This window comes from Micromonospora sp. DSM 45708 (assembly GCF_039566955.1).
Lineage (GTDB): Bacteria > Actinomycetota > Actinomycetes > Mycobacteriales > Micromonosporaceae > Micromonospora.
Map to the genome: position 1 here is coordinate 5,023,043 of NZ_CP154796.1, position 17,484 is coordinate 5,040,526.

The 17,484-nt window shown below is 73.2% G+C and carries 21 protein-coding genes; 3 read left to right on the forward strand and 18 right to left on the reverse strand.

The genetic code is table 11. The annotated features are described in order from the left end of the window. Positions 1-125 precede the first annotated feature (125 nt). Positions 126-776, forward strand: coding sequence for a class I SAM-dependent methyltransferase (locus VKK44_RS21340; RefSeq protein WP_343442961.1), 651 nt, complete (start codon positions 126-128; stop codon positions 774-776). Next, the gene (locus tag VKK44_RS21345; protein ID WP_343442962.1) at positions 773-1,879 is read left to right on the forward strand and encodes a sulfite oxidase; all 1,107 of its coding nucleotides are present in this window, start codon (positions 773-775) and stop codon (positions 1,877-1,879) included. Before VKK44_RS21340 ends, VKK44_RS21345 begins: the two co-directional genes overlap by 4 nt. A 37-nt stretch (positions 1,880-1,916) precedes the next feature. Here VKK44_RS21345 and VKK44_RS21350 read toward each other — a convergent pair whose 3' ends face one another. The 12 genes from VKK44_RS21350 to proS form a co-directional block, all read right to left on the reverse strand. Further along, positions 1,917-2,240, reverse strand: coding sequence for a DUF2469 domain-containing protein (locus VKK44_RS21350; protein ID WP_007075222.1), 324 nt, complete (start codon positions 2,238-2,240; stop codon positions 1,917-1,919). Further along, positions 2,237-3,085, reverse strand: a complete 849-nt coding sequence (locus VKK44_RS21355) for a ribonuclease HII (protein WP_343442964.1) — start codon at positions 3,083-3,085, stop codon at positions 2,237-2,239. The genes VKK44_RS21350 and VKK44_RS21355 overlap by 4 nt, the downstream gene beginning before the upstream one ends. Further along, positions 3,079-3,546 carry an NUDIX hydrolase gene (locus VKK44_RS21360; protein ID WP_343442966.1) on the reverse strand — a complete coding sequence of 156 codons (468 nt, stop codon included), beginning with the start codon at positions 3,544-3,546 and terminating at the stop codon, positions 3,079-3,081. Before VKK44_RS21360 ends, VKK44_RS21355 begins: the two co-directional genes overlap by 7 nt. Before the next feature lie 46 nt (positions 3,547-3,592). Beyond that, a complete protein-coding gene (gene lepB / locus VKK44_RS21365; protein WP_343442967.1) occupies positions 3,593-4,225 on the reverse strand; it encodes a signal peptidase I in 633 nt (210 codons plus the stop codon). After that, the gene (gene lepB, locus VKK44_RS21370) at positions 4,222-5,103 is read right to left on the reverse strand and encodes a signal peptidase I (protein WP_343442968.1); all 882 of its coding nucleotides are present in this window, start codon (positions 5,101-5,103) and stop codon (positions 4,222-4,224) included. Before lepB (VKK44_RS21370) ends, lepB (VKK44_RS21365) begins: the two co-directional genes overlap by 4 nt. Before the next feature lie 172 nt (positions 5,104-5,275). Continuing rightward, complete coding sequence (rplS, locus tag VKK44_RS21375; RefSeq protein ID WP_343442969.1) at positions 5,276-5,635, reverse strand: 50S ribosomal protein L19; 360 nt, start codon at positions 5,633-5,635, stop codon at positions 5,276-5,278. A gap of 143 nt (positions 5,636-5,778) precedes the next feature. Continuing rightward, positions 5,779-6,567, reverse strand: a complete 789-nt coding sequence (trmD, locus tag VKK44_RS21380) for a tRNA (guanosine(37)-N1)-methyltransferase TrmD (protein WP_343442970.1) — start codon at positions 6,565-6,567, stop codon at positions 5,779-5,781. Between the two features lie 13 nt (positions 6,568-6,580). Then, the gene (gene rimM, locus VKK44_RS21385) at positions 6,581-7,120 is read right to left on the reverse strand and encodes a ribosome maturation factor RimM (protein ID WP_343442971.1); all 540 of its coding nucleotides are present in this window, start codon (positions 7,118-7,120) and stop codon (positions 6,581-6,583) included. After that, positions 7,120-7,353 carry an RNA-binding protein gene (locus tag VKK44_RS21390; RefSeq protein ID WP_013732101.1) on the reverse strand — a complete coding sequence of 78 codons (234 nt, stop codon included), beginning with the start codon at positions 7,351-7,353 and terminating at the stop codon, positions 7,120-7,122. Before VKK44_RS21390 ends, rimM begins: the two co-directional genes overlap by 1 nt. Position 7,354: 1 nt before the next feature. Then, positions 7,355-7,831: a 30S ribosomal protein S16 gene (rpsP, locus tag VKK44_RS21395; RefSeq protein ID WP_107155951.1), complete on the reverse strand. Its 477-nt coding sequence runs from the start codon at positions 7,829-7,831 to the stop codon at positions 7,355-7,357. 242 nt (positions 7,832-8,073) lie between these two features. Next, a complete protein-coding gene (locus tag VKK44_RS21400; protein ID WP_343442972.1) occupies positions 8,074-8,721 on the reverse strand; it encodes a DUF402 domain-containing protein in 648 nt (215 codons plus the stop codon). Positions 8,722-8,798: 77 nt separating this feature from the next. Continuing rightward, the gene (gene proS / locus VKK44_RS21405; RefSeq protein WP_343442973.1) at positions 8,799-10,205 is read right to left on the reverse strand and encodes a proline--tRNA ligase; all 1,407 of its coding nucleotides are present in this window, start codon (positions 10,203-10,205) and stop codon (positions 8,799-8,801) included. 91 nt (positions 10,206-10,296) lie between these two features. Here proS and VKK44_RS21410 point away from each other — a divergent pair, with 91 nt between their 5' ends. Continuing rightward, positions 10,297-10,872, forward strand: a complete 576-nt coding sequence (locus VKK44_RS21410; protein ID WP_343442975.1) for a TetR/AcrR family transcriptional regulator — start codon at positions 10,297-10,299, stop codon at positions 10,870-10,872. A gap of 166 nt (positions 10,873-11,038) precedes the next feature. Here the strand turns inward: VKK44_RS21410 and VKK44_RS21415 are convergent, their stop codons facing one another. The 6 genes from VKK44_RS21415 to VKK44_RS21440 form a co-directional block, all read right to left on the reverse strand. Next, a complete protein-coding gene (locus VKK44_RS21415) occupies positions 11,039-12,118 on the reverse strand; it encodes an amidohydrolase family protein (RefSeq protein WP_343442976.1) in 1,080 nt (359 codons plus the stop codon). Between the two features lie 72 nt (positions 12,119-12,190). Next, complete coding sequence (gene ffh / locus VKK44_RS21420; protein WP_343442977.1) at positions 12,191-13,747, reverse strand: signal recognition particle protein; 1,557 nt, start codon at positions 13,745-13,747, stop codon at positions 12,191-12,193. Between the two features lie 112 nt (positions 13,748-13,859). After that, positions 13,860-14,516 (reverse strand): response regulator transcription factor, encoded by a 657-nt coding sequence (locus VKK44_RS21425; RefSeq protein ID WP_343442978.1) that lies wholly within the window; start codon positions 14,514-14,516, stop codon positions 13,860-13,862. Then, positions 14,513-15,640, reverse strand: coding sequence for a sensor histidine kinase (locus VKK44_RS21430; RefSeq protein ID WP_343442980.1), 1,128 nt, complete (start codon positions 15,638-15,640; stop codon positions 14,513-14,515). Before VKK44_RS21430 ends, VKK44_RS21425 begins: the two co-directional genes overlap by 4 nt. A gap of 19 nt (positions 15,641-15,659) precedes the next feature. Continuing rightward, positions 15,660-16,481, reverse strand: coding sequence for an ABC transporter permease (locus VKK44_RS21435; RefSeq protein ID WP_343442981.1), 822 nt, complete (start codon positions 16,479-16,481; stop codon positions 15,660-15,662). After that, positions 16,471-17,373: an ABC transporter ATP-binding protein gene (locus VKK44_RS21440; protein ID WP_343442982.1), complete on the reverse strand. Its 903-nt coding sequence runs from the start codon at positions 17,371-17,373 to the stop codon at positions 16,471-16,473. The genes VKK44_RS21435 and VKK44_RS21440 overlap by 11 nt, the downstream gene beginning before the upstream one ends. Positions 17,374-17,484 lie beyond the last annotated feature (111 nt).

Genomic DNA, 17,484 nt, shown 5'->3' on the forward strand with positions numbered 1-17,484 from the left:
ACTCTGCCCGCGCCGCCCGGCGTCCGGCCACCGCCCACGAGCGACGCTGTGGACGGACCCGCGCTTGTGGACGACGCCCGAATTCGGGGCGGATCTGCTAAGGCCGGGCCGCCTATGCTGGCCGCGTGACGAAGGACTGGTACGCCTGGCACCGCGACTACGACCAGCCCGGTTCGGCGCTGTCCCGGCGGCTCGTCGAGGTGCGGCACCGGATCGTCGAGGCGCTGGACGCGGCGCGGCCGGGCCCGCTGCGCGCGGTCAGCCTCTGCGCCGGTCAGGGGCGCGACCTGATCCCGGTGCTCGCCACTCATCCCCGTGGCCGGGACGTGACCGCCCGCCTGGTCGAGTTGGACCCGCGCAACACCGAACCGGCCCGCCGGGCCGCCGCCGACGCGGGGCTGACCGGCGTGGAGGTGGTCACCGGCGACGCGTCCCTGACCGACCGCTACGCCGACCTGGCCCCGGCGGATCTGGTGCTGGCCTGCGGCATCTTCGGCAATATCGACGACGACGACATCCGGTCGACGGTGCGACACTGTGCGTCGCTCTGTGCCACCGGCGGCACCGTGCTGTGGACCCGGCACCGGCGGGAGCCGGACCTGGTGCCCGCCATCTGCGACTGGTTCGCCGAGGAGGGTTTCGTGCCGGTGGCGGTGAGCAGCCCGGCCGACGGGGTGGGCGTCGGCGCGCACCGCTTCACCGGCCCGCCCCGGCCGCTCGCCCCGGGTGTGCGGATGTTCGAGTTCGTGGGCTACGACGAGTTGGAGCAGCGATGACCTCTGTGGACGACGTCAGCCGCCCCTCGCGGGTCGCCGGGCCGGACGAGGCGATCAGCGCCGAGGAGCTCCAGCTCGCCGCGCGCAACCACGGCATCCCGCTGGAGGCGTTGCGGTACGACGTGACGCCGGCGGGCCTGCACTACCTGCTCATCCACTACGACATCCCGGACGTGGACCCGGCCGGGCACACGCTGACCGTGTCCGGGGCGGTCGGTCGTCCGCTCCGGCTGGACCTGGCGGCGCTGCGCGCGCGACCCCGGGTCACCCGGCAGGTCACGCTGGAGTGCGCCGGCAACGGGCGGGCGTTGCTGCATCCGCGTCCGGTCAGCCAGCCCTGGCTCGTGGAGGCGGTGGGCAACGCCGAGTGGACGGGTACCCCGCTGGCTCCGCTGCTGCGCGAGGCCGGCCTGTCCGCCGACGCGGTCGACGTGGTGTTCACCGGCGCCGACCACGGGGTGGAGCGGGGCGTCGAGCAGGACTACGAACGGGCGCTGCCGGTGGCCGACGCGCTGCGCGAGGAGGTGCTGCTGGCGTACGAGATGAACGGCGCTCCGTTGCTGCCGCAGCACGGCGCCCCGCTGCGGCTGATCGTGCCCGGCTGGTACGGCATGGCGCACGTCAAGTGGCTGCGCGACATTCGGGTGACGACCGAGCCGTTCGACGGTTACCAGAACGCGGTGGCCTACCGGCTGCGGCGGGACGCCGTCGACCCGGGCGTGCCGGTGACCCGGATCGAGCCGCGCGCGCTGGTGCGCCCGCCCGGCTTCCCGGACTTCATGTCCCGGACGCGGGTGCTGCGGCCGGGGCCGTGCACGGTGGACGGTCGCGCCTGGTCGGGGCACGCGCCGGTGACGTCGGTCGAGGTGACGTTCGACGGCGGCGACACCTGGACGCCGGCGCGCCTGGAGGAGCCCACCGGGGGCGGATGGGCGTGGCGTCGATGGTCGGTGGCGTGGACGGCGACGCCGGGGCGGTACGTGCTGGGGGCGCGGGCGACGGACGCCTCCGGGCGGACCCAGCCGGTCGAGCAGCCGTGGAACCGGGGTGGGTTCGCGAACAACCTGGTGCAGCGCGTCGAGGTGGTCGTGCCGGCGGAGTGATCCGCGCTCGGCGGCGGGCCGGGGCGGCCCGCCCGACTCAGCCGCCGAAGCCGGAATCTGCGGGAAGCGAGATGTCGGGCTTTTCGAGCTCTTCCACATTGACGTCCTTGAACGTCATTACTCGGACGTTCTTGACGAACCGGGCAGGGCGGTACATGTCCCACACCCAGGCGTCGTGCATCTCGACCTCGAAGTAGACCTCACCGTCGGAGTTGCGGACGTGCAGGTCCACCTGATTGGCCAGGTAGAAACGGCGCTCGGTCTCCACCACGTAGGAGAACTGGCGGACAATGTCGCGGTACTCCCGGTAGAGCTGCAGCTCCATCTCGGTCTCGTACTTCTCGAGATCTTCCGCGCTCATCGCACTCCGCCTTCCATGACCACATCTTCCCCCACCGACGCCGGAGGTCGAGGCTGCTCGCCCAACGCCACGCCGACGGTACCCCCTGGCGCGCCGGAGTACTCCATCGGCTCGTCCCGCCGCCCGGTGGACGCCCCGGGCAGCGTCATGCCGGGCTCCCCGGCGGACGGCCGGCGGGCCCGCGGCGGCCGGCCGTCCCGCCCGGAGACGGCCGCCACGTTCACGTACGAGAAACGGTGTTCCCGGCAGGGCCCCCGCTCCCGCAGCGCCGCGCTGTGCTCGGCGGTGATGTACCCCTTGTGCTCGGCGAAACCGTAGCCGGGGAAGCTCCCGTCCAGCTCCACCATGAGGCGGTCCCGGGTGACCTTGGCGAGCACGCTCGCCGCCGCGACACAGGCAGCCACCCGGTCCCCCTTCCAGACCGCCAGCCCCGGCACGTCGAGCCCGTCCACCCCGAAGCCGTCGGTCAGCACGTAGTCCGGGCGGGTGTCGAGCGAGGCGAGCGCCCGGCGCATCGCCGCCAGGTTGCACACGTGCAGCCCGCGCGCGTCGACCTCCTCGGCCGGGATGATCACCACGGCGTACGCCAGGGCGCGGGCCACCACCTCGTGGTAGACCCGCTCGCGGGCCGCCGGGGTGAGCAGCTTCGAGTCGGCCAGCTCGTCGATCTCGCCGCGCCGCCCCTCGGGCAACACCGCGGCGGCGGCCACCAGCGGCCCGGCGCAGGCGCCCCGGCCGGCCTCGTCGGCGCCCGCCACGTGCCGGAAGCCCCGCCGTTGCAGCGCCCGCTCCAACGCGTAGAGGCCACCGTCCCGGCGCACCACGGTGCGCGGCGGGGTCAACACCCGGCACCCCCGGCCAGCACCGGGCCGAGCCGGTCGGGCAGGTCGGGCGGGTAGTAGCGCTCGGTGGAGGTGGCCAGCTCGGTCACCACCCACCAGCGGTGCCCGTGCACGCTGGCCCGCTCGACCTCGTTGAAGCCGGCGGTGTCGACCGCCCAGCCGGGCACCCGGACGAGGAAGAACTCCTGCTCCTGGCGGTACCAGACGCCGTCGAACGGGAACTCGACGGTCTCGGACCAGATCGGCGCGCCCAGCTCGGTCGGGGTGAGCCGGAGGCCGGTCTCCTCGGCCAACTCCCGCGCCGCGCCCTGCGCCGGGGTCTCCCCCGGGTCGAGCCCACCGCCGGGGGTGAACCAGTAGCGGTGCCCCGGCCGACCCGGATCGCTGCCCTCGAACAGCAGCACCCGGTCGTCGGCGTCGATCAGCAGCACCCGGGCCGCGCGACGAGGGGTGTAGACGGTCACCGCACCAGCCTGCCAGACGCCTCCGACGAACGACCACGCGCTCCGGTCAGGGATTGGGAATGCCGTCGAACTGCTTGGGCACGGTGAGCCAGGTGGCCCGGTCGACCGGCCAGAAGATGGTGAAGGCCCGGCCGACGACCTCGCCCTCCGGGATGGTGGCCTCGGTGATGTCCTCACCGGACTGCTGCCAGTGCTCCAGCGAGTCGCCGGAGGCCTCCCGGTGGTCGCCCATCACCCACAGCCGACCCTTCGGCACGGTGATGTCGAAGTCCTGGTCGGCGGGCTTGTTGCCGGGGAAGACGAACGGCTCGTCGATCGGCTTGCCGTTGATGACCAGCCGCTCCTGGCCGCCGGTGCGGTCGCAGCAGACCACGTGGTCGCCACCGACGCCGATCACCCGCTTGATGAAGTCCTCGCCGTCGGGGTTGCCGCTCCACTCGGTGGGCGCCTTGAAGACGATCACCTCACCCCGGTGCGGCGAGCGGAAGTCGTAGACCAGCTTGTTGACCAGCACCCGATCGTCGATCGCGAGAGTGTTCTCCATGGACGGGGACGGGATGAAGAAGGTCTGCAGCACGAAGGCACGAACCAGCACTGCGACCAGGATCGCCACACCCAGGAGGATGGGCAGCTCCTTCCAGAAGGAGCTGCGCGGCTTTTCGGTCTGCTCGTCAATCACGGGAGGAGCCTACGTCCACCGGTGCGGCGCGGTCGCCCCGAACCCGGGAGAACGGCCAGCGTGGCCGTGACCGGAAGGATCAGGACGACTCCCCCCAGCGGGTCGGGATCGACCGGGACCGGCCGGGCCGGCGCGGCCTCCGCGCGGGGCAGGCCCGCGAACGTCTCCGGCACGGGCAGGCTGGTCCACCGCTGCGACGGCCAGACGATCATGAAGGCCCGGCCGACCACGTTGTCGATCGGCACCGGCCCCTGGCAGCGGGCGTCCTGCGACACCAGCCGGTGGTCGCCCATCACGAAGATCTGCCCCGGCGGCACCACCACCTCGGTGAACTGCCGGGAGCGGCACTCCTTCGGATTGGGTGGGAGGTCCACCGGGGAGTCCTCGGAGACGTACGCCTGCTCCTCCAGCGGCGTGCCGTTGACCACCACGCGGCCCTTGTCGCAGCACCAGACCTTGTCGCCGGGCACCCCGATGACGCGCTTGATGAAGTCCTTCTCGCCGGGGCGGCTGACCCCGACGAGGTCGCCGAGCGTGCGGCCGACCTTGCCGGCGAGGTTGGTCGGCGGGGCCGGCGTCTCCTGGGCGACCCAGCGGTCCGTGCCCCGGAACACCACGACCTCGCCGCGGACCGGGTCGCGCATGTCGTAGACGACCTTGTTGACCAGCACCCGGTCGCCGATGAGCAGCGTGTTCTCCATCGACCCGGACGGGATGAAGAAGGCCTGGAGCAGGAACGTGCGGATCAGCACCGCGAGGCAGAACGCCACGACGAGCAGCAGCGGCAGCTCCTGCCAGAGCGGCATCTGCCGCCGGGAACGCCGGGCCCGCCGGCGCCAGGGATCGACGGTGCCGTCCTCGTCAAGCATCTGCACCATGCCACTCTCCGGTTCGCCGCGAAAACGACACTACCGCCCGGGAGTCTCCTCGAAGACCCCACGGGCGGCAGTGGACCGCTTCGCGCCGTCCGGCTGCGCCCGTACCGACCAGCGTAATGCGCTCCGGTCGATACGACATCCGCACAGCTCGGGCGGCGTGGCGAACAGTGGTTCAGTTCGTCGGCTGCTTCTCCCGCAGCTCCTTGATCTTGGCCTTCTTGCCCCGCAGCTCGCGCAGGTAGTAGAGCTTGGCGCGCCGCACGTCACCGCGGGTCACGATCTCGATCCGGTCGATGCCCGGGCTGTTCAGCGGGTAGGTGCGCTCCACGCCGACGCCGAAGCTGATCTTGCGGACCGAGAAGGTCTCGCGCAGGCCGTCACCCTGGCGACGGATGACCACGCCCTGGAAGATCTGGACCCGGGACCGGCTGCCCTCGACGACCCGCGCGTGCACCTTGACGGTGTCACCGGCACGGAAGTCAGGCAGGTCGGCGCGCTTCGACTGGGCGTCAAGGGCGTCCAGGATGTTCATCGCTGCGTCCTCGTGAGGCTCACGGCGCATCGTCAGTCGATGCGCGAACGGGTGATTCTGACCCCCGGGCGGTGGCCGGCGACGCCGACCCCGGTCGGGGGTCCTCGCAGCCGCCCACGGCGTGGACGGATGCGGCAACCCCTCTACTTTGCCACATGCCCCGCGGAAGGCTGAAACCCACCCCGGTCCAGCGCCGCCCGGTCCCGCTGGTCCAGGCGCTCCGGGGCGAGCGCGCCGACCATGTCGGGGCGGCGGGCCGCCGTCCGTCGCAGCGCCTCGTCGCGTCGCCAGCGGGCGATCCGGGCGTGGTCGCCGGAACGGAGCACCTCCGGCACGTCGAGGTCGCGCCAGGTCGCCGGCTTCGTGTAGAGCGGGGCCTCCAGCAGCCCGTGCGCGTGCGACTCCTCGTCCAGCGAACCGGCGTTGCCGAGCACCCCGGGCAGCAGCCGGGTGACCGCCTCCAGGATGACCAGCACGGCCACCTCGCCGCCGAACAGCACGTAGTCGCCGAGCGAGACCTCGGTCACCGGCATCCGGGTCGCCGCGTGGTCGAGCACCCGCTGGTCGATGCCCTCGTACCGGCCGCAGGCGAAGAGCAGGTGCGACTCGGTGGCCAACCGGTGCGCCATCGCCTGCGTGAACGGGACGCCGGCCGGCGACGGGACGAGCAGCCGGGGCAGCGTATGGCCGTCCGGGCTCAGCTCGTCGGGGGCCAGCGCGTCCAGCGCCTCACCCCACGGCTCCGGCCGCATGACCATGCCGGGACCGCCGCCGTAGGGCGTGTCGTCCACCGTGCGGTGCACGTCGTGGGTCCAGGTCCGCAGATCGTGTACGGCCAGCCGCAGCAGCCCGTTCGCACGGGCCTTGCCGATCAGCGAGAGGTCCAGCGGGGCGAAGTACTCCGGGAAGATCGACACGATGTCGACGCGCATGCGGTGGCTCCAGCTAGAGGTCGAGCAAACCGCCGGGCAGGTCGACGACGACACGGCCGCCGGCGAGATCCACCTCGGGCACGATCGCCTTGACGAACGGAACGAGGACGGGCTGCCCCGCCGGACGCCGCACCACCAACAGGTCGGAGGCGGGGGCGTGGTCGATGCGGTCCACCTCGCCGAGCCGCTCCCCGTCCCGGGTGACCACGGCGAGCCCGACCAACTGGTGGTCGTGGAACTCCTCCGGGTCAGCCGGCTCGGCGACGTCGGCGCTGTCCACGCCGACAAGCGTGTTGCGCAGCGCCTCGGCGACGTCGCGACCCAGGACGCCGGAGAACACGACCAGCAGACGGCCCTGGTGCCAGCGCGCCGACTCCACGGTCAGCGTCGGCGGCACCCGCCAGGCGCCGGGCTCGGCCGGCACCACCCCCGGCTCGGTAACCAGTACCGAACCGGGGGCGAACCGTGCTTCGGGCTCATCGGTCCGCACCTCCACGGTGACCTCACCGCGGATGCCGTGCGGTTTGCCGATCCGGCCGACGACGAGAAGCATCAGTACGAGTCGACGATGTCGACGCGTACTCCACGTCCGCCGATGGAGCCGATCACCTGGCGCAGTGCCTTGGCGGTCCGTCCGGACCGCCCGATCACCGTGCCGAGATCCTCCGGGTGCACGCGGACCTCGAGCCGCTTGCCCCGACGGGAATCGACCATCCGCACCCGGACGTCGTCCGGGTGGTCGACGATCCCCTTGACCAGGTGCTCCAGGGCGGGACGCAGCGCCATGTCAGGCCTGCTCGCCGGACTCGGCGCCGGTCTGCGCCTCGGCCTTCGGCTCCTCCGCCTTCGGCGCCTCGGCCTCGGGCTTCGCGGCCTCCGTCTTGGCGGCCTTCTTGGCCGGCTTGGCCGGGGTGTCCGCCACGCCGGCGGCGGCCTTGGCCTCGGCCTCGTACGCCGCCTTGCGGTCGGCCCGCTCCGGGGCGACCTTCAGCGGCGGCGGGGCCGGCAGGCCCTTGAACTTCTGCCAGTCACCGGTCAGCTCCAGCAGACGCTGCACGGCCTCGCTCGGCTGAGCGCCGACCGACAGCCAGTACTGGACCCGCTCCGACCGGACCTCGATCACCGAAGGGTCTTCCTTCGGCTGGTACACACCGACGAACTCGATCGCGCGACCGTCACGCTTGGTGCGCGAGTCGGCGACGACGATGCGGTACTGCGGGTTGCGGATCTTGCCCATCCGCAGGAGCCGGATCTTTACGGCCACAGTTGTTTCGCTCCTGTTGCGATCTCACCGGCCCGTGCGGGCGGTGTGGCGGGTGAGCGCCGACCGGCACAGTGGGGTTTGGGCCGGAGACTGCTCGGTGAACTGGCGACGCGCCCGGGTTAGAGGGCGCCTGACGCGTGCCGGATACCAGCGGACCATTCTGCCAGATCCGACCCGGAACGCTCGCACCGGACCCGGGCCGCGCGTCCCGGACCGGGCGGTCCGTGACGAAGGACACGCGGTCAGCGTGCCGGCGGGCGGTCCCAGCCGGGCGGCAGCTCGTCCGGAACGTCCCACTCCGCGGGCGGCGTGAAGTCGTGCCACGTCCCGTCGAACGGGAACTCGCCCGCCTCGGCGATCCGGATCACCCGCTCGCCCTCCGCGCGCACCGCCTTCTCGTCGGTCACCCAGTAGTACTCCGGGAAGGCGAGCCGCTCGGCGAACTCGTCCTCGTCCTTCCACTCCCAGGTCAGGTCCGGGTGGACCACCACGTCGAGATCCTGGTCCACCATGTCGACCCCGGCCACCGCGCCGTCGTCCCAGCGGACGCCGGACTCCTCCAGGTTGACGTACCAGTTCTTGAACCGGCCCCGCTCGTCGGAGAACCACCACACCGAGTGGTCGGCGCCGGCGGGCAGGAACTTGAGCACCGGCGGCCCGTTCCAGGTGCCGACCGCCAGCCGGTACGACGAGGTGATCCACTCGGTGAACGGCACCGCGCGCATGCCCAGCCCGGCGGCGGTCACCTCGTGCGCCACCGGCGCGTCGCGGGGCACCCAGAGCAGCAGCCCGCGCTCGTCGTCGGCGACCACGCGGGCCGTCCGCACCCACCCGATCCGTCCGTGCCGCACGTTGCGGTGCAGTACCAACCGGCCGGGTTCGAAGCGCACGCTCACCATTCCCTGACTTGTTGAGCAGGGCCCCCGCCTCTACCGAATGCGTTAGGAGGGGGCCCTTCCTTACACCCTCAGTAGGCGCGGGCGAGGACGGCCACCAGATCCGGCTCGTCCTCGGAGTCGGGCACCGAGCCGTCGGCGCGGAGCAGGCAGCGCACCGTGACGCCCTGGCCGTTCGCCTCGGCCTCGCCCTCGACGCCGACCGCCGACCACGGCACGCGCGCCCAACCGGTGGCGGAGGCCTCGATCGCCTCGGCCAGCGTCGACACGTCGACGGTGCGGGACCGGCGGAACTCCAGCGCCTGGTCGTGCAGCGCCCGCTGGTCGGCCTCCAGCGCGGCCAGCACCGCGCCGACCACGTCGGCCACCGGCGTGGGAGCCTTCGAGCCGTCCGTACGCCGGACCACCACCGCGTTGCCGGCGGCCAGGTCGCGCGGGCCGACCTCGACGCGGACCGGGTAGCCGCGCAGCTCCGCGTCGACGGCGCGGCGGCCGAACGCGGTGTCGGTCCGGTCGTCGAGCGCCACCCGCACGCCGGCGTCGCGCAGCGCGTCACGCAGCTTGGCCGCCGCCTCGCCCACGCCCTCGCCGTCCTTGACGATCATCACGTACGCCTGGACCGGCGCCAGCTTCGGCGGCACCCGCAGCCCGTTGTCGTCGCCGTGGCACATGATCAGGCCACCGAGCATCCGGGTCGAGGTGCCCCAGGAGGTGGTCCACGCGTGCTCCCGGCCGCCCTCGGCCGACGAGTAGCTGATGTCGAACGCCTTGGCGAAGTTCTGGCCCAGCTCGTGGCTGGTGCCGAGCTGGAGCGCCTTGCCGTCGCCCATCATGCCCTCGCACGTGTACGTGGCGGTGGCGCCGGCGAAGCGCTCCCGGGCGGTCTTCAGGCCGACCACCACCGGGATGCCCAGCACGTTGACCATCAGATCCTCGTACGCCTCGTGCAGGATCCGCCGCGCGTAGGCGCGGGCGTCCTCCCGCGTCGCGTGCGCGGTGTGCCCCTCCTGCCAGAGGAACTCGCTGGTGCGCAGGAAGATCCGCGGGCGCAGCTCCCACCGGACCACGTTCGCCCACTGGTTGAGCAGCAGCGGCAGGTCCCGGTACGAGTCGATCCACTTGGCCATGAACTCGCCGATGACCGTCTCGCTGGTGGGGCGCACCACCACCGGCTCGGCGAGCTGCTTGCCGCCGCCGTGGGTGACCACGGCCAGCTCCGGCGAGAAGCCCTCGACGTGCTCGGCCTCGCGCTTGAGGTAGCTCTCCGGGATGAAGAGCGGGAAGTACGCGTTCTCCGCGCCGGCCGCCTTGATCCGGGCGTCCATCTCGGCCTGCATCCGCTCCCAGATGGCGTAGCCGGCCGGTCGGATGACCATGGTGCCCCGAACCGGGCCGTTGTCGGCCAGCTTCGCCTTGGCGATCAGGTCCTGGTACCAGCGGGGAAAGTCCTCCGCACGGGGAGTGAGCACGCGTGCCATGACCGCACATCCTATGCGTCGCGCGGGTCGCCGCTGCGCCGGGGAGCCGACCCGCGCCGTGTCGCCCCCGCGGCCGTAGACTTCGACGTCGATGGGTGAGGCACGGAACGCGATCGTGGAGGCCGCCCGGGCGCAGACCGTGGCCTGCGGCTGGGACGGCGTACGGATGGGCGCGGTGGCCGAGGCCGCCGGCGTCAGCCGGCAGACGGTCTACAACGAGTTCGGCACCAAAGCCGGCCTGGCCGAGGCGCTGGCCCGACGCGAGGTGGACCGCTTCGTCGGCGACGTCCGGGCCGCGCTCGGCGAGCACGGCGCCGACGTGCGCGCGGCGGCGTACGCGGCGATCCGCCGCACGCTCGCCGCCGCCGCCGACAACCCGCTGGTCAAGGCGATCCTGACCAGCGCCCGGGGCGGCTCGGACGAGCTGCTGCCCTACCTGACCACCCGCTCCGAGCTGGTGCTCACCGAGTCGACCACGGCGCTGCGGGAGTGGGCCGGTTGCCACCTGCCCGACGCCGACCCGGCGGCGCTGGCGTTCGCGGCGGACAGCGTGGTGCGCCTGGTGGTGAGCCACATCGTGCTGCCCCGGGCCCCGGTGGACGAGACCGCCGGCAAGCTGGCCGACCTGGCCGTCCACCTCTTCCTGGCCGCCGCCCCACCGCGCTGAGCCGCCACCACCACGCCACGCCACCCCCACGCCACCCCACCCCCACGCCGGGGCCTGATTCACGGAAAGCGTGGCCATTCGACGCGGAATAAGCACTCTTTCCGTGAATCAGCGAGCTCGTGAATCAGCGAGCTCGGGAACAGCGGCGGGAACAGCGGGGTCGCGGTCAGTGGATTACCCGGCCGCGCAGCACGATCCGGCGGGGTGTCCGGACGACCCGCAGGTCGCGGCGCGGATCCTCGGCGTAGACCACCAGGTCGGCGAGGCCGCCCTCGACCAGGCCGGGGAAGCCGAGCCACTCCCGGGCCCGCCAGGAGGCGGCGGCCAGCACGTCCTCGGCGGACATGCCGGCCTGCTCGTGCAGCAGCAGCATCTCCTCGGCCGCGAGCCCGTGGTCGATGCCGCCGCCCGCGTCGGTGCCCACGTAGATCGGCACGCCGGCCTCGTGCGCGGCGCGTACCACGTCGGGGAAGCGGTCGCGCAGGGTGAGCATGTGGTCGGCGTACCCGGGGAACTTGGGTCGGGCCTGCTCCGCGATGTGGCCGAACGTCCGGATGTTGATCATCGTGGGGACCAGCGCGGTGCCCTGCCGGGCCATCAGGTCGATCAGGTCGACGCTCAGCCCGGTGCCGTGCTCCACCGAGTCCACGCCGGCCCGCACCATGATCTCCACGGCCGACTCGGAGAACGTGTGCACCGCGGCGCGCACCCCGGCGGCGTGCGCGGCGGCGACCGCCGCGGTCATGGTGTCGGCGTCCCAGGCCGGCGCCAGGTCGCCCACGCCCCTGTCGATCCAGTCGCCGACCAGCTTGACCCAGCCGTTGCCGGCGGCGGCCTGCGCGGCCACGGTGGCGGCCACCTCCGCCGCGTCGACCTCCACGCCGATGTCGCGCAGGTAGCGCCTGGGCGGCGCGACGTGGCGGCCGGCGCGGGCCAGTCGCGGCAGTTCCGGCTCGTCCTCCAACTCCGGGTACGGGTACGGCGAGCCGGCGTCCCGGATCGCCAGCACGCCCGCGTCCCGGTCGATCCGGGCCAGCTCCCGCGCCTGGTCGAGGCCGGTGATCGGCGCGCCGCCCCGGGCGATGCCGATGTGGCAGTGCGCATCGGTCAGGCCGGGTAGGACGAAGCCGCCGTCGGCCACCGTCTCGGCGTCGGGCACCGGTTCGAAGGTGACCCGGTCGCCGACCAGCCAGACGTCCCGGACCTCGTCGTCGGGAAGGAACACACCGCGCACATGCAGAGCCATGGGCACAGTCCTACCCGATCCCTCGCCCTCGCCGGCCAGCAGGTCGACGTCGCCCACCGTCACCGACACGCGTCAGCGCGGGCCCTTGTCCCCGCCCTTGCCGAGCTTGTTGAAGTCGATCTTCGGCAGCTTGAAGCCGGGCGGCAGGCCCTGGCCGCCGGCCAGGTCACCCGGGTCCAGGCCCGGCGGGAGCTGCGGCATGCCGCCGGGGAAGCCGCCCGGCATCCCGGCGCCGGTACGCGGCCGACCGCCGCCGCCCTTCGTGCCCTTGCGCTTGTTCTTCGGCGACTTGGTCGCCTTGCGCCGGCCGCCGCCGGGCAGGCCCATCATGCCGCCCATCTGCTTCATCATCTTCTGCGCGTCGGCGAAGCGGTTGAGCAGTTGGTTGACGTCCATCACGGTGACGCCGGAGCCGTTGGCGATACGGGCCCGACGGGAACCGTTGATGATCTTCGGGTTGGTGCGCTCGACAGGCGTCATCGACCGGATGATCGCGGTGACCCGGTCGAAGTGCTTGTCGTCCAGCTCGGCGATCTGGTCCTTCATCTGCCCCATGCCGGGCATCATGGCCAGCACGTTGGCGATCGGCCCCATCCGCCGGACCGCGATGAGCTGATCGAGGAAGTCCTCCAGCGTGAAGGTCTCCCCGCCCATCAGCTTGGCGGTCATCTTCTCCTTCTGATCGGAGTCGAAGGCCGCCTCGGCCTGCTCGATCAGCGTGAGGACGTCGCCCATGCCGAGGATGCGGCTGGCCATCCGGTCGGGGTGGAAGACGTCGAAGTCCTCCAGCTTCTCGCCGGTGGAGGCGAACAGGATCGGCTGGCCGGTGACCTCCCGGACGGAGAGCGCGGCACCACCGCGGGCGTCACCGTCGAGCTTGGAGAGGACCACACCGGTGATGCCGACGCCGTCGCGGAACGCCTCGGCGGTACGGACCGCGTCCTGACCGACCATGGCGTCGATGACGAAGATGACCTCGTCCGGCTGGACGGCGTCGCGGATGTCCGCGGCCTGCCGCATCATCTCCGCGTCGATGCCGAGCCGGCCGGCGGTGTCCACGATGACGATGTCGCGGGCGGCGCGGCGGGCGTGCTCGATCGAGTCGCGGGCCACCTGCACCGGGTCACCGACGCCGTTGCCGGGCGCCGGCGCGTACACCTCGACGCCGGCCCGGCCGCCGAGCACCTGGAGCTGCCCGACGGCGTTCGGGCGCTGGAGGTCGGCGGCGACCAGCAGCGGCTGGTGGCCCTGGCCCTTGAGCCAGCGGGCCAGCTTGCCGGCGAGGGTGGTCTTGCCGGAGCCCTGGAGGCCGGCCAGCATGATCACGGTCGGCGGGTTCTTGGCGAACTGGAGCCGCCGCCCCTCGCCGCCGAGGACGTTGATCAGCTCCTCGTTGACGATCTTGACGATCTGCTGCGCGGGGTTGAGCGCCTGGGAGACCTCGGACCCGCGGGCCCGCTCCTTGACGTTCGCGATGAAGCCCTTGACCACCGGCAGGGCGACGTCGGCCTCCAGCAGCGCCATCCGGATCTCGCGTGCGGTGGCGTCGATGTCGGCGTCGGTGAGCCGCCCCTTGCCGCGGAGCTTGGTGAAGATCCCGGACAGGCGGTCACTCAAGGTGTCAAACACGCGAACATCCCGTTTGTCGTCATCGGCGGGCACAGTGCGGCCGGGGCCGGCTGTCCAGCCCACCGTTAGGGTAGCCCGCCGCCCGCACCCCCGCTCCGACCCGGCCGCAGGGTCAGGAGACGACCAGGCCCGACTGGTACGCGAAGACCACCAACTGGGCCCGGTCCCGGGCGCCCAGCTTCACCATGGCCCGGCTGACGTGGGTACGCGCGGTCGCCGGACTGACCACCAACCGCTCGGCGATCCCGGCGTTGCTCAACCCCTCGCCGACCAGCCCCACCACCTCACGTTCCCGGTCGGTCAACGCGTCGAGCCGGGGATGCGGGCGCGGCACCCGGGCCGGTCGGGTGGCGAACTCCCGGACCACCCGGCGGGTCACCGACGGGGACAGCAGCGCCTCCCCCTCGGCGACCAGGCGGATCGCCCGCAGCAGCTCCACCGGGCGGGTGTCCTTGGTGAGGAAACCGCTGGCGCCGTGCCGGAGCGCGTCGAAGACGTACTCGTCCAGCTCGAACGTGGTCAGCACCACCACCCGGGTGGCCGCCAACGCCGGATCGCCGACGATCCGGCGGGTCGCCTCGATGCCGTCCACACCGGGCATCCGCACGTCCATCAGCACCACGTCCGGGCGTTCCCGGCGGGCCATCGCCACGGCGGCGAGCCCGTCCGCGGCCTCCCCGACGACGGTCAGGTCGTCCTCGCTCTCCACCAGCGCGCGCAGGCCGATCCGGACCAGGTCCTGGTCGTCGGCGAGCAGCACCCGGATCATGTGACCTCCCGCGTGGGCAGCGTGGCGTGCACCCGGAAACCGCCGGACGCGGCCGGCCCGGCGTCGAACGTACCGCCGAGCGCGGTGACCCGTTCGCGCATGCCGGCCAGGCCGGAGCCGGCGGGTCGGCCCGCCGGCGCGGGCCCGCCCCGGCCGGTGTCGGTGACCTCGACGGTGACCGCGCCCGGCGCGTACCCGACGCGGACCGCGGCGGTGGCCGCACCGGCGTGGCGCAGCACGTTGGTCAGCGCCTCCTGCGCCACCCGGTAGGCGGCCAGGTCCACCGCCACCGGCAGCGGGCGCGGTTCCCCGGTGGCCTCGACGGTGACCGGCACCCCGGCGCCGGCCAGCCGCTCCCGCAGGTGCCCGAGCTGCGCCAGCCCCGGCACCGGCGCGCGCTCGTCGGTCACCTCCTCGCGGCGGACCACGGTGAGCGTGACCCGTAACTCGTCGAGCGCCTCCTTGCTGGTCCGGCTGATCGCGGTGAGCGCCGCCTCGGCCTGCTCGGGCCGGCGGGCCAGCAGGTGCAGCGCGACCTCGGCCTGGAGGTGGATCGCGGCGAGCCCGTGGCCCACCACGTCGTGCACCTCCCGGGCCACCCGCAGCCGCTCCGCGTCGGCCAACCGGCGTGCCTCGTCGGTCCGGCTCCGGGCGGCGGCCTCCCGGCTCAGCCGCACGGTGACCCCGACCGCGAACGGCACCACCACCCAGGCGGCGACCGGCATCAGACCGACCGGGCCGGGCGGGCGCACGCCGACGAACACGTAGCCCACGAGCGCCGCCAGCGCGACCACGCCGGCCACCCCCGCGGTCCGGACCGGCCGGTGCGCGGCCACCGCGTAGACCGCGACGAAGAAGGACAGCAGGATCGGGCCGTACGGCTGACCGAGCATCAGGTACGCGGTGGTCGCGGCGGCGACCACGGCCAGGGCGGGCAGCGGAAAGCGTCGGCGCACCGCCACCGCGAGCGCCGCCACCACGACCGGCGGGTAGGCGACCGGCCCGGCGTGCACGCCCTGGTTCAGGCCGGCCGGCGCGGTGCCGACCAGCCCGATCACCAGCAGCGCCAGGGCGAGCAGCCCGTCGAGCAGCCACCGCCGCCGGTCACCGCGCCCGCGCTCCACGTCCACTCCCCGTCCCCGCTCAGCCGATGTCCCGCCGACGCAGCAACGCCGCGCCGAGCGCCGCGAAACCCAGCAGGTACGCGCACACCACCACGGCCGCCTGCCCGCCGCCGACGGTGGCCGCCACTCCCGGGGTGTCCCCGGGCGCGCCCAGCGCCGCCGCCAGTGCCCCGGCGTTCGGGCCCGGCAGCCCCCGCTGGGCGGTCGCCACCCAGTCGACGAGCGGGGCGGCGATCGCGGCGAGCAGGTTCTGCACGGCGAGCATCCACACCAGACCCAGCCCGACCGGCAGCGCCACCGCGCGCAACGCGACCGCGAGCACGGCACCGAGCATCGCCCACATCGTCGCGATGAGCCACCCCGCGCCGACACCGGTCAGCAGGTCACCGGCCGACGGCCAGCGCACCGGCTGCGCCTCGGCGGTCGCGATGAGCACGGCGGCCACCGCGCCCACCGCGAACACGGCGAGCACCACGGCCAGCGCGGCGAGCGCGAGGGCGAGCAGCTTGCCGGCGTACACCTCGAGCCGGGAAGGCCCCTGGGTGAGCACGGTCTTCCAGGTGCCCCAGCCGTACTCGCCGCCCACCGTGAGCACGCCGAGGATCAGCAGGATCGCGCCGAGGAAGACCGGCAGTCCGCCGAGCGAGTTGCCGACCAGGTGGTCGGGGAACATGGCGGGCAGCGCCCGGTCCGTGTTCGGGCCGTCGGCGCCACCGGCCGCCCCGGCGTACGGGAAGAGGTAGGTGAAGATCAGCGACAGCGCCAGGGTGATGGCCAGCAGCAGCCAGGCGGCCGGCCGCCGGACCAGCTTGACCAGTTCGGCGCGGAAACTACGCGACATCGGCCGTTCCTCTCTCCACCAGGTCGAAGAAGACCTGCTCCAGGTCCCGCTCGCGGGGCCGCAGCTCGCGCACGGCGAGCCCGGCGCCGACCAGCTCGGCGTTCAGCCAGGCCGCCCGCTCCGGCTCGACCGCCAGTTCCAGCCCGCCGTCGACGACGCGTACCCGGTCCGCGCCGACGAGTTCCCGGACGCGGCTCGCCGCCTCGTCCAGCGGGTCGGCGAGCAGCCGCAACCCGGCCGCGCCGCGCAGCTCGTCGACGCCGCCCTCGGCCACCAGCGCGCCACGGGCGATCACCCCGACCCGGTCGCAGACCTGCTCGACCTCGCCGAGCAGGTGACTGGAGACCAGCACCGTCGACCCGGCCGCGCCGAGCCGCCGGATCAGCGTCCGCATGTCCGCCATGCCGGCCGGGTCCAGGCCGTTCGTGGGCTCGTCCAGGATCAGCAGGCGTGGGTCCTTCAGTAGCGCGGCGGCCACCCCGAGCCGCTGCTTCATGCCCAACGAGTAGCCGACGTACCGGTCGCCCGCCCGGTCGGCGAGGTCGACCAGGTCGAGCACCGCCGCGACCCGGTCCGCGCCGACGCCGGCGTAGCGGGCCAGCACCCGCAGGTTGTCCCGGCCGGACAGGTACGGGTAGAAGGCCGGCCCCTCGATCAGCGCGCCGACGCCGGTGAGCCGGCCGGCGCCGGGCGTGCGGCCGAGCAGCCGCACCGTGCCGGCGCTGGGCCGGACCAGGCCGAGCAGCATGCGCAGCGTGGTGGTCTTGCCGGCCCCGTTGGGGCCGAGGAAGCCGTACACCTCGCCGGCCCGCACGGTCAGGTCGAGATTCCGTACGGCGGTCAGGCCGCCGTACCGTTTGGTGAGCCCTTCGGTCTGCACTGGCAGGTTCATGCCCCGAGCGTCCCGCCGCCCGGCCCCCGGCACGTCGTCCCGTCGGCGGCTCCCGGCGTACGTCAGCGGGCGTAGCTTCGAGGTGTCGAGCGGGGCCCCGCCTCTGCCGGA

What these genes read in the sequence shown, in the direction of transcription:
- VKK44_RS21345 (WP_343442962.1), top strand. Translation starts at nt 773, where the DNA reads ATGACCTCTGTGGACGACGTCAGCCGCCCCTCGCGGGTCGCCGGGCCG.
- VKK44_RS21350 (WP_007075222.1), bottom strand. Translation starts at nt 2,240, where the DNA reads ATGAGCGCGGAAGATCTCGAGAAGTACGAGACCGAGATGGAGCTGCAG.
- lepB (WP_343442968.1), bottom strand. Translation starts at nt 5,103, where the DNA reads ATGGTGCAGATGCTTGACGAGGACGGCACCGTCGATCCCTGGCGCCGG.
- rplS (WP_343442969.1), bottom strand. Translation starts at nt 5,635, where the DNA reads ATGAACATCCTGGACGCCCTTGACGCCCAGTCGAAGCGCGCCGACCTG.
- trmD (WP_343442970.1), bottom strand. Translation starts at nt 6,567, where the DNA reads ATGCGCGTCGACATCGTGTCGATCTTCCCGGAGTACTTCGCCCCGCTG.
- rimM (WP_343442971.1), bottom strand. Translation starts at nt 7,120, where the DNA reads ATGCTTCTCGTCGTCGGCCGGATCGGCAAACCGCACGGCATCCGCGGT.
- VKK44_RS21390 (WP_013732101.1), bottom strand. Translation starts at nt 7,353, where the DNA reads ATGGCGCTGCGTCCCGCCCTGGAGCACCTGGTCAAGGGGATCGTCGAC.
- proS (WP_343442973.1), bottom strand. Translation starts at nt 10,205, where the DNA reads ATGGCACGCGTGCTCACTCCCCGTGCGGAGGACTTTCCCCGCTGGTAC.
- VKK44_RS21410 (WP_343442975.1), top strand. Translation starts at nt 10,297, where the DNA reads ATGGGTGAGGCACGGAACGCGATCGTGGAGGCCGCCCGGGCGCAGACC.
- VKK44_RS21415 (WP_343442976.1), bottom strand. Translation starts at nt 12,118, where the DNA reads ATGGCTCTGCATGTGCGCGGTGTGTTCCTTCCCGACGACGAGGTCCGG.
- VKK44_RS21425 (WP_343442978.1), bottom strand. Translation starts at nt 14,516, where the DNA reads ATGATCCGGGTGCTGCTCGCCGACGACCAGGACCTGGTCCGGATCGGC.
- VKK44_RS21435 (WP_343442981.1), bottom strand. Translation starts at nt 16,481, where the DNA reads ATGTCGCGTAGTTTCCGCGCCGAACTGGTCAAGCTGGTCCGGCGGCCG.
- VKK44_RS21440 (WP_343442982.1), bottom strand. Translation starts at nt 17,373, where the DNA reads ATGAACCTGCCAGTGCAGACCGAAGGGCTCACCAAACGGTACGGCGGC.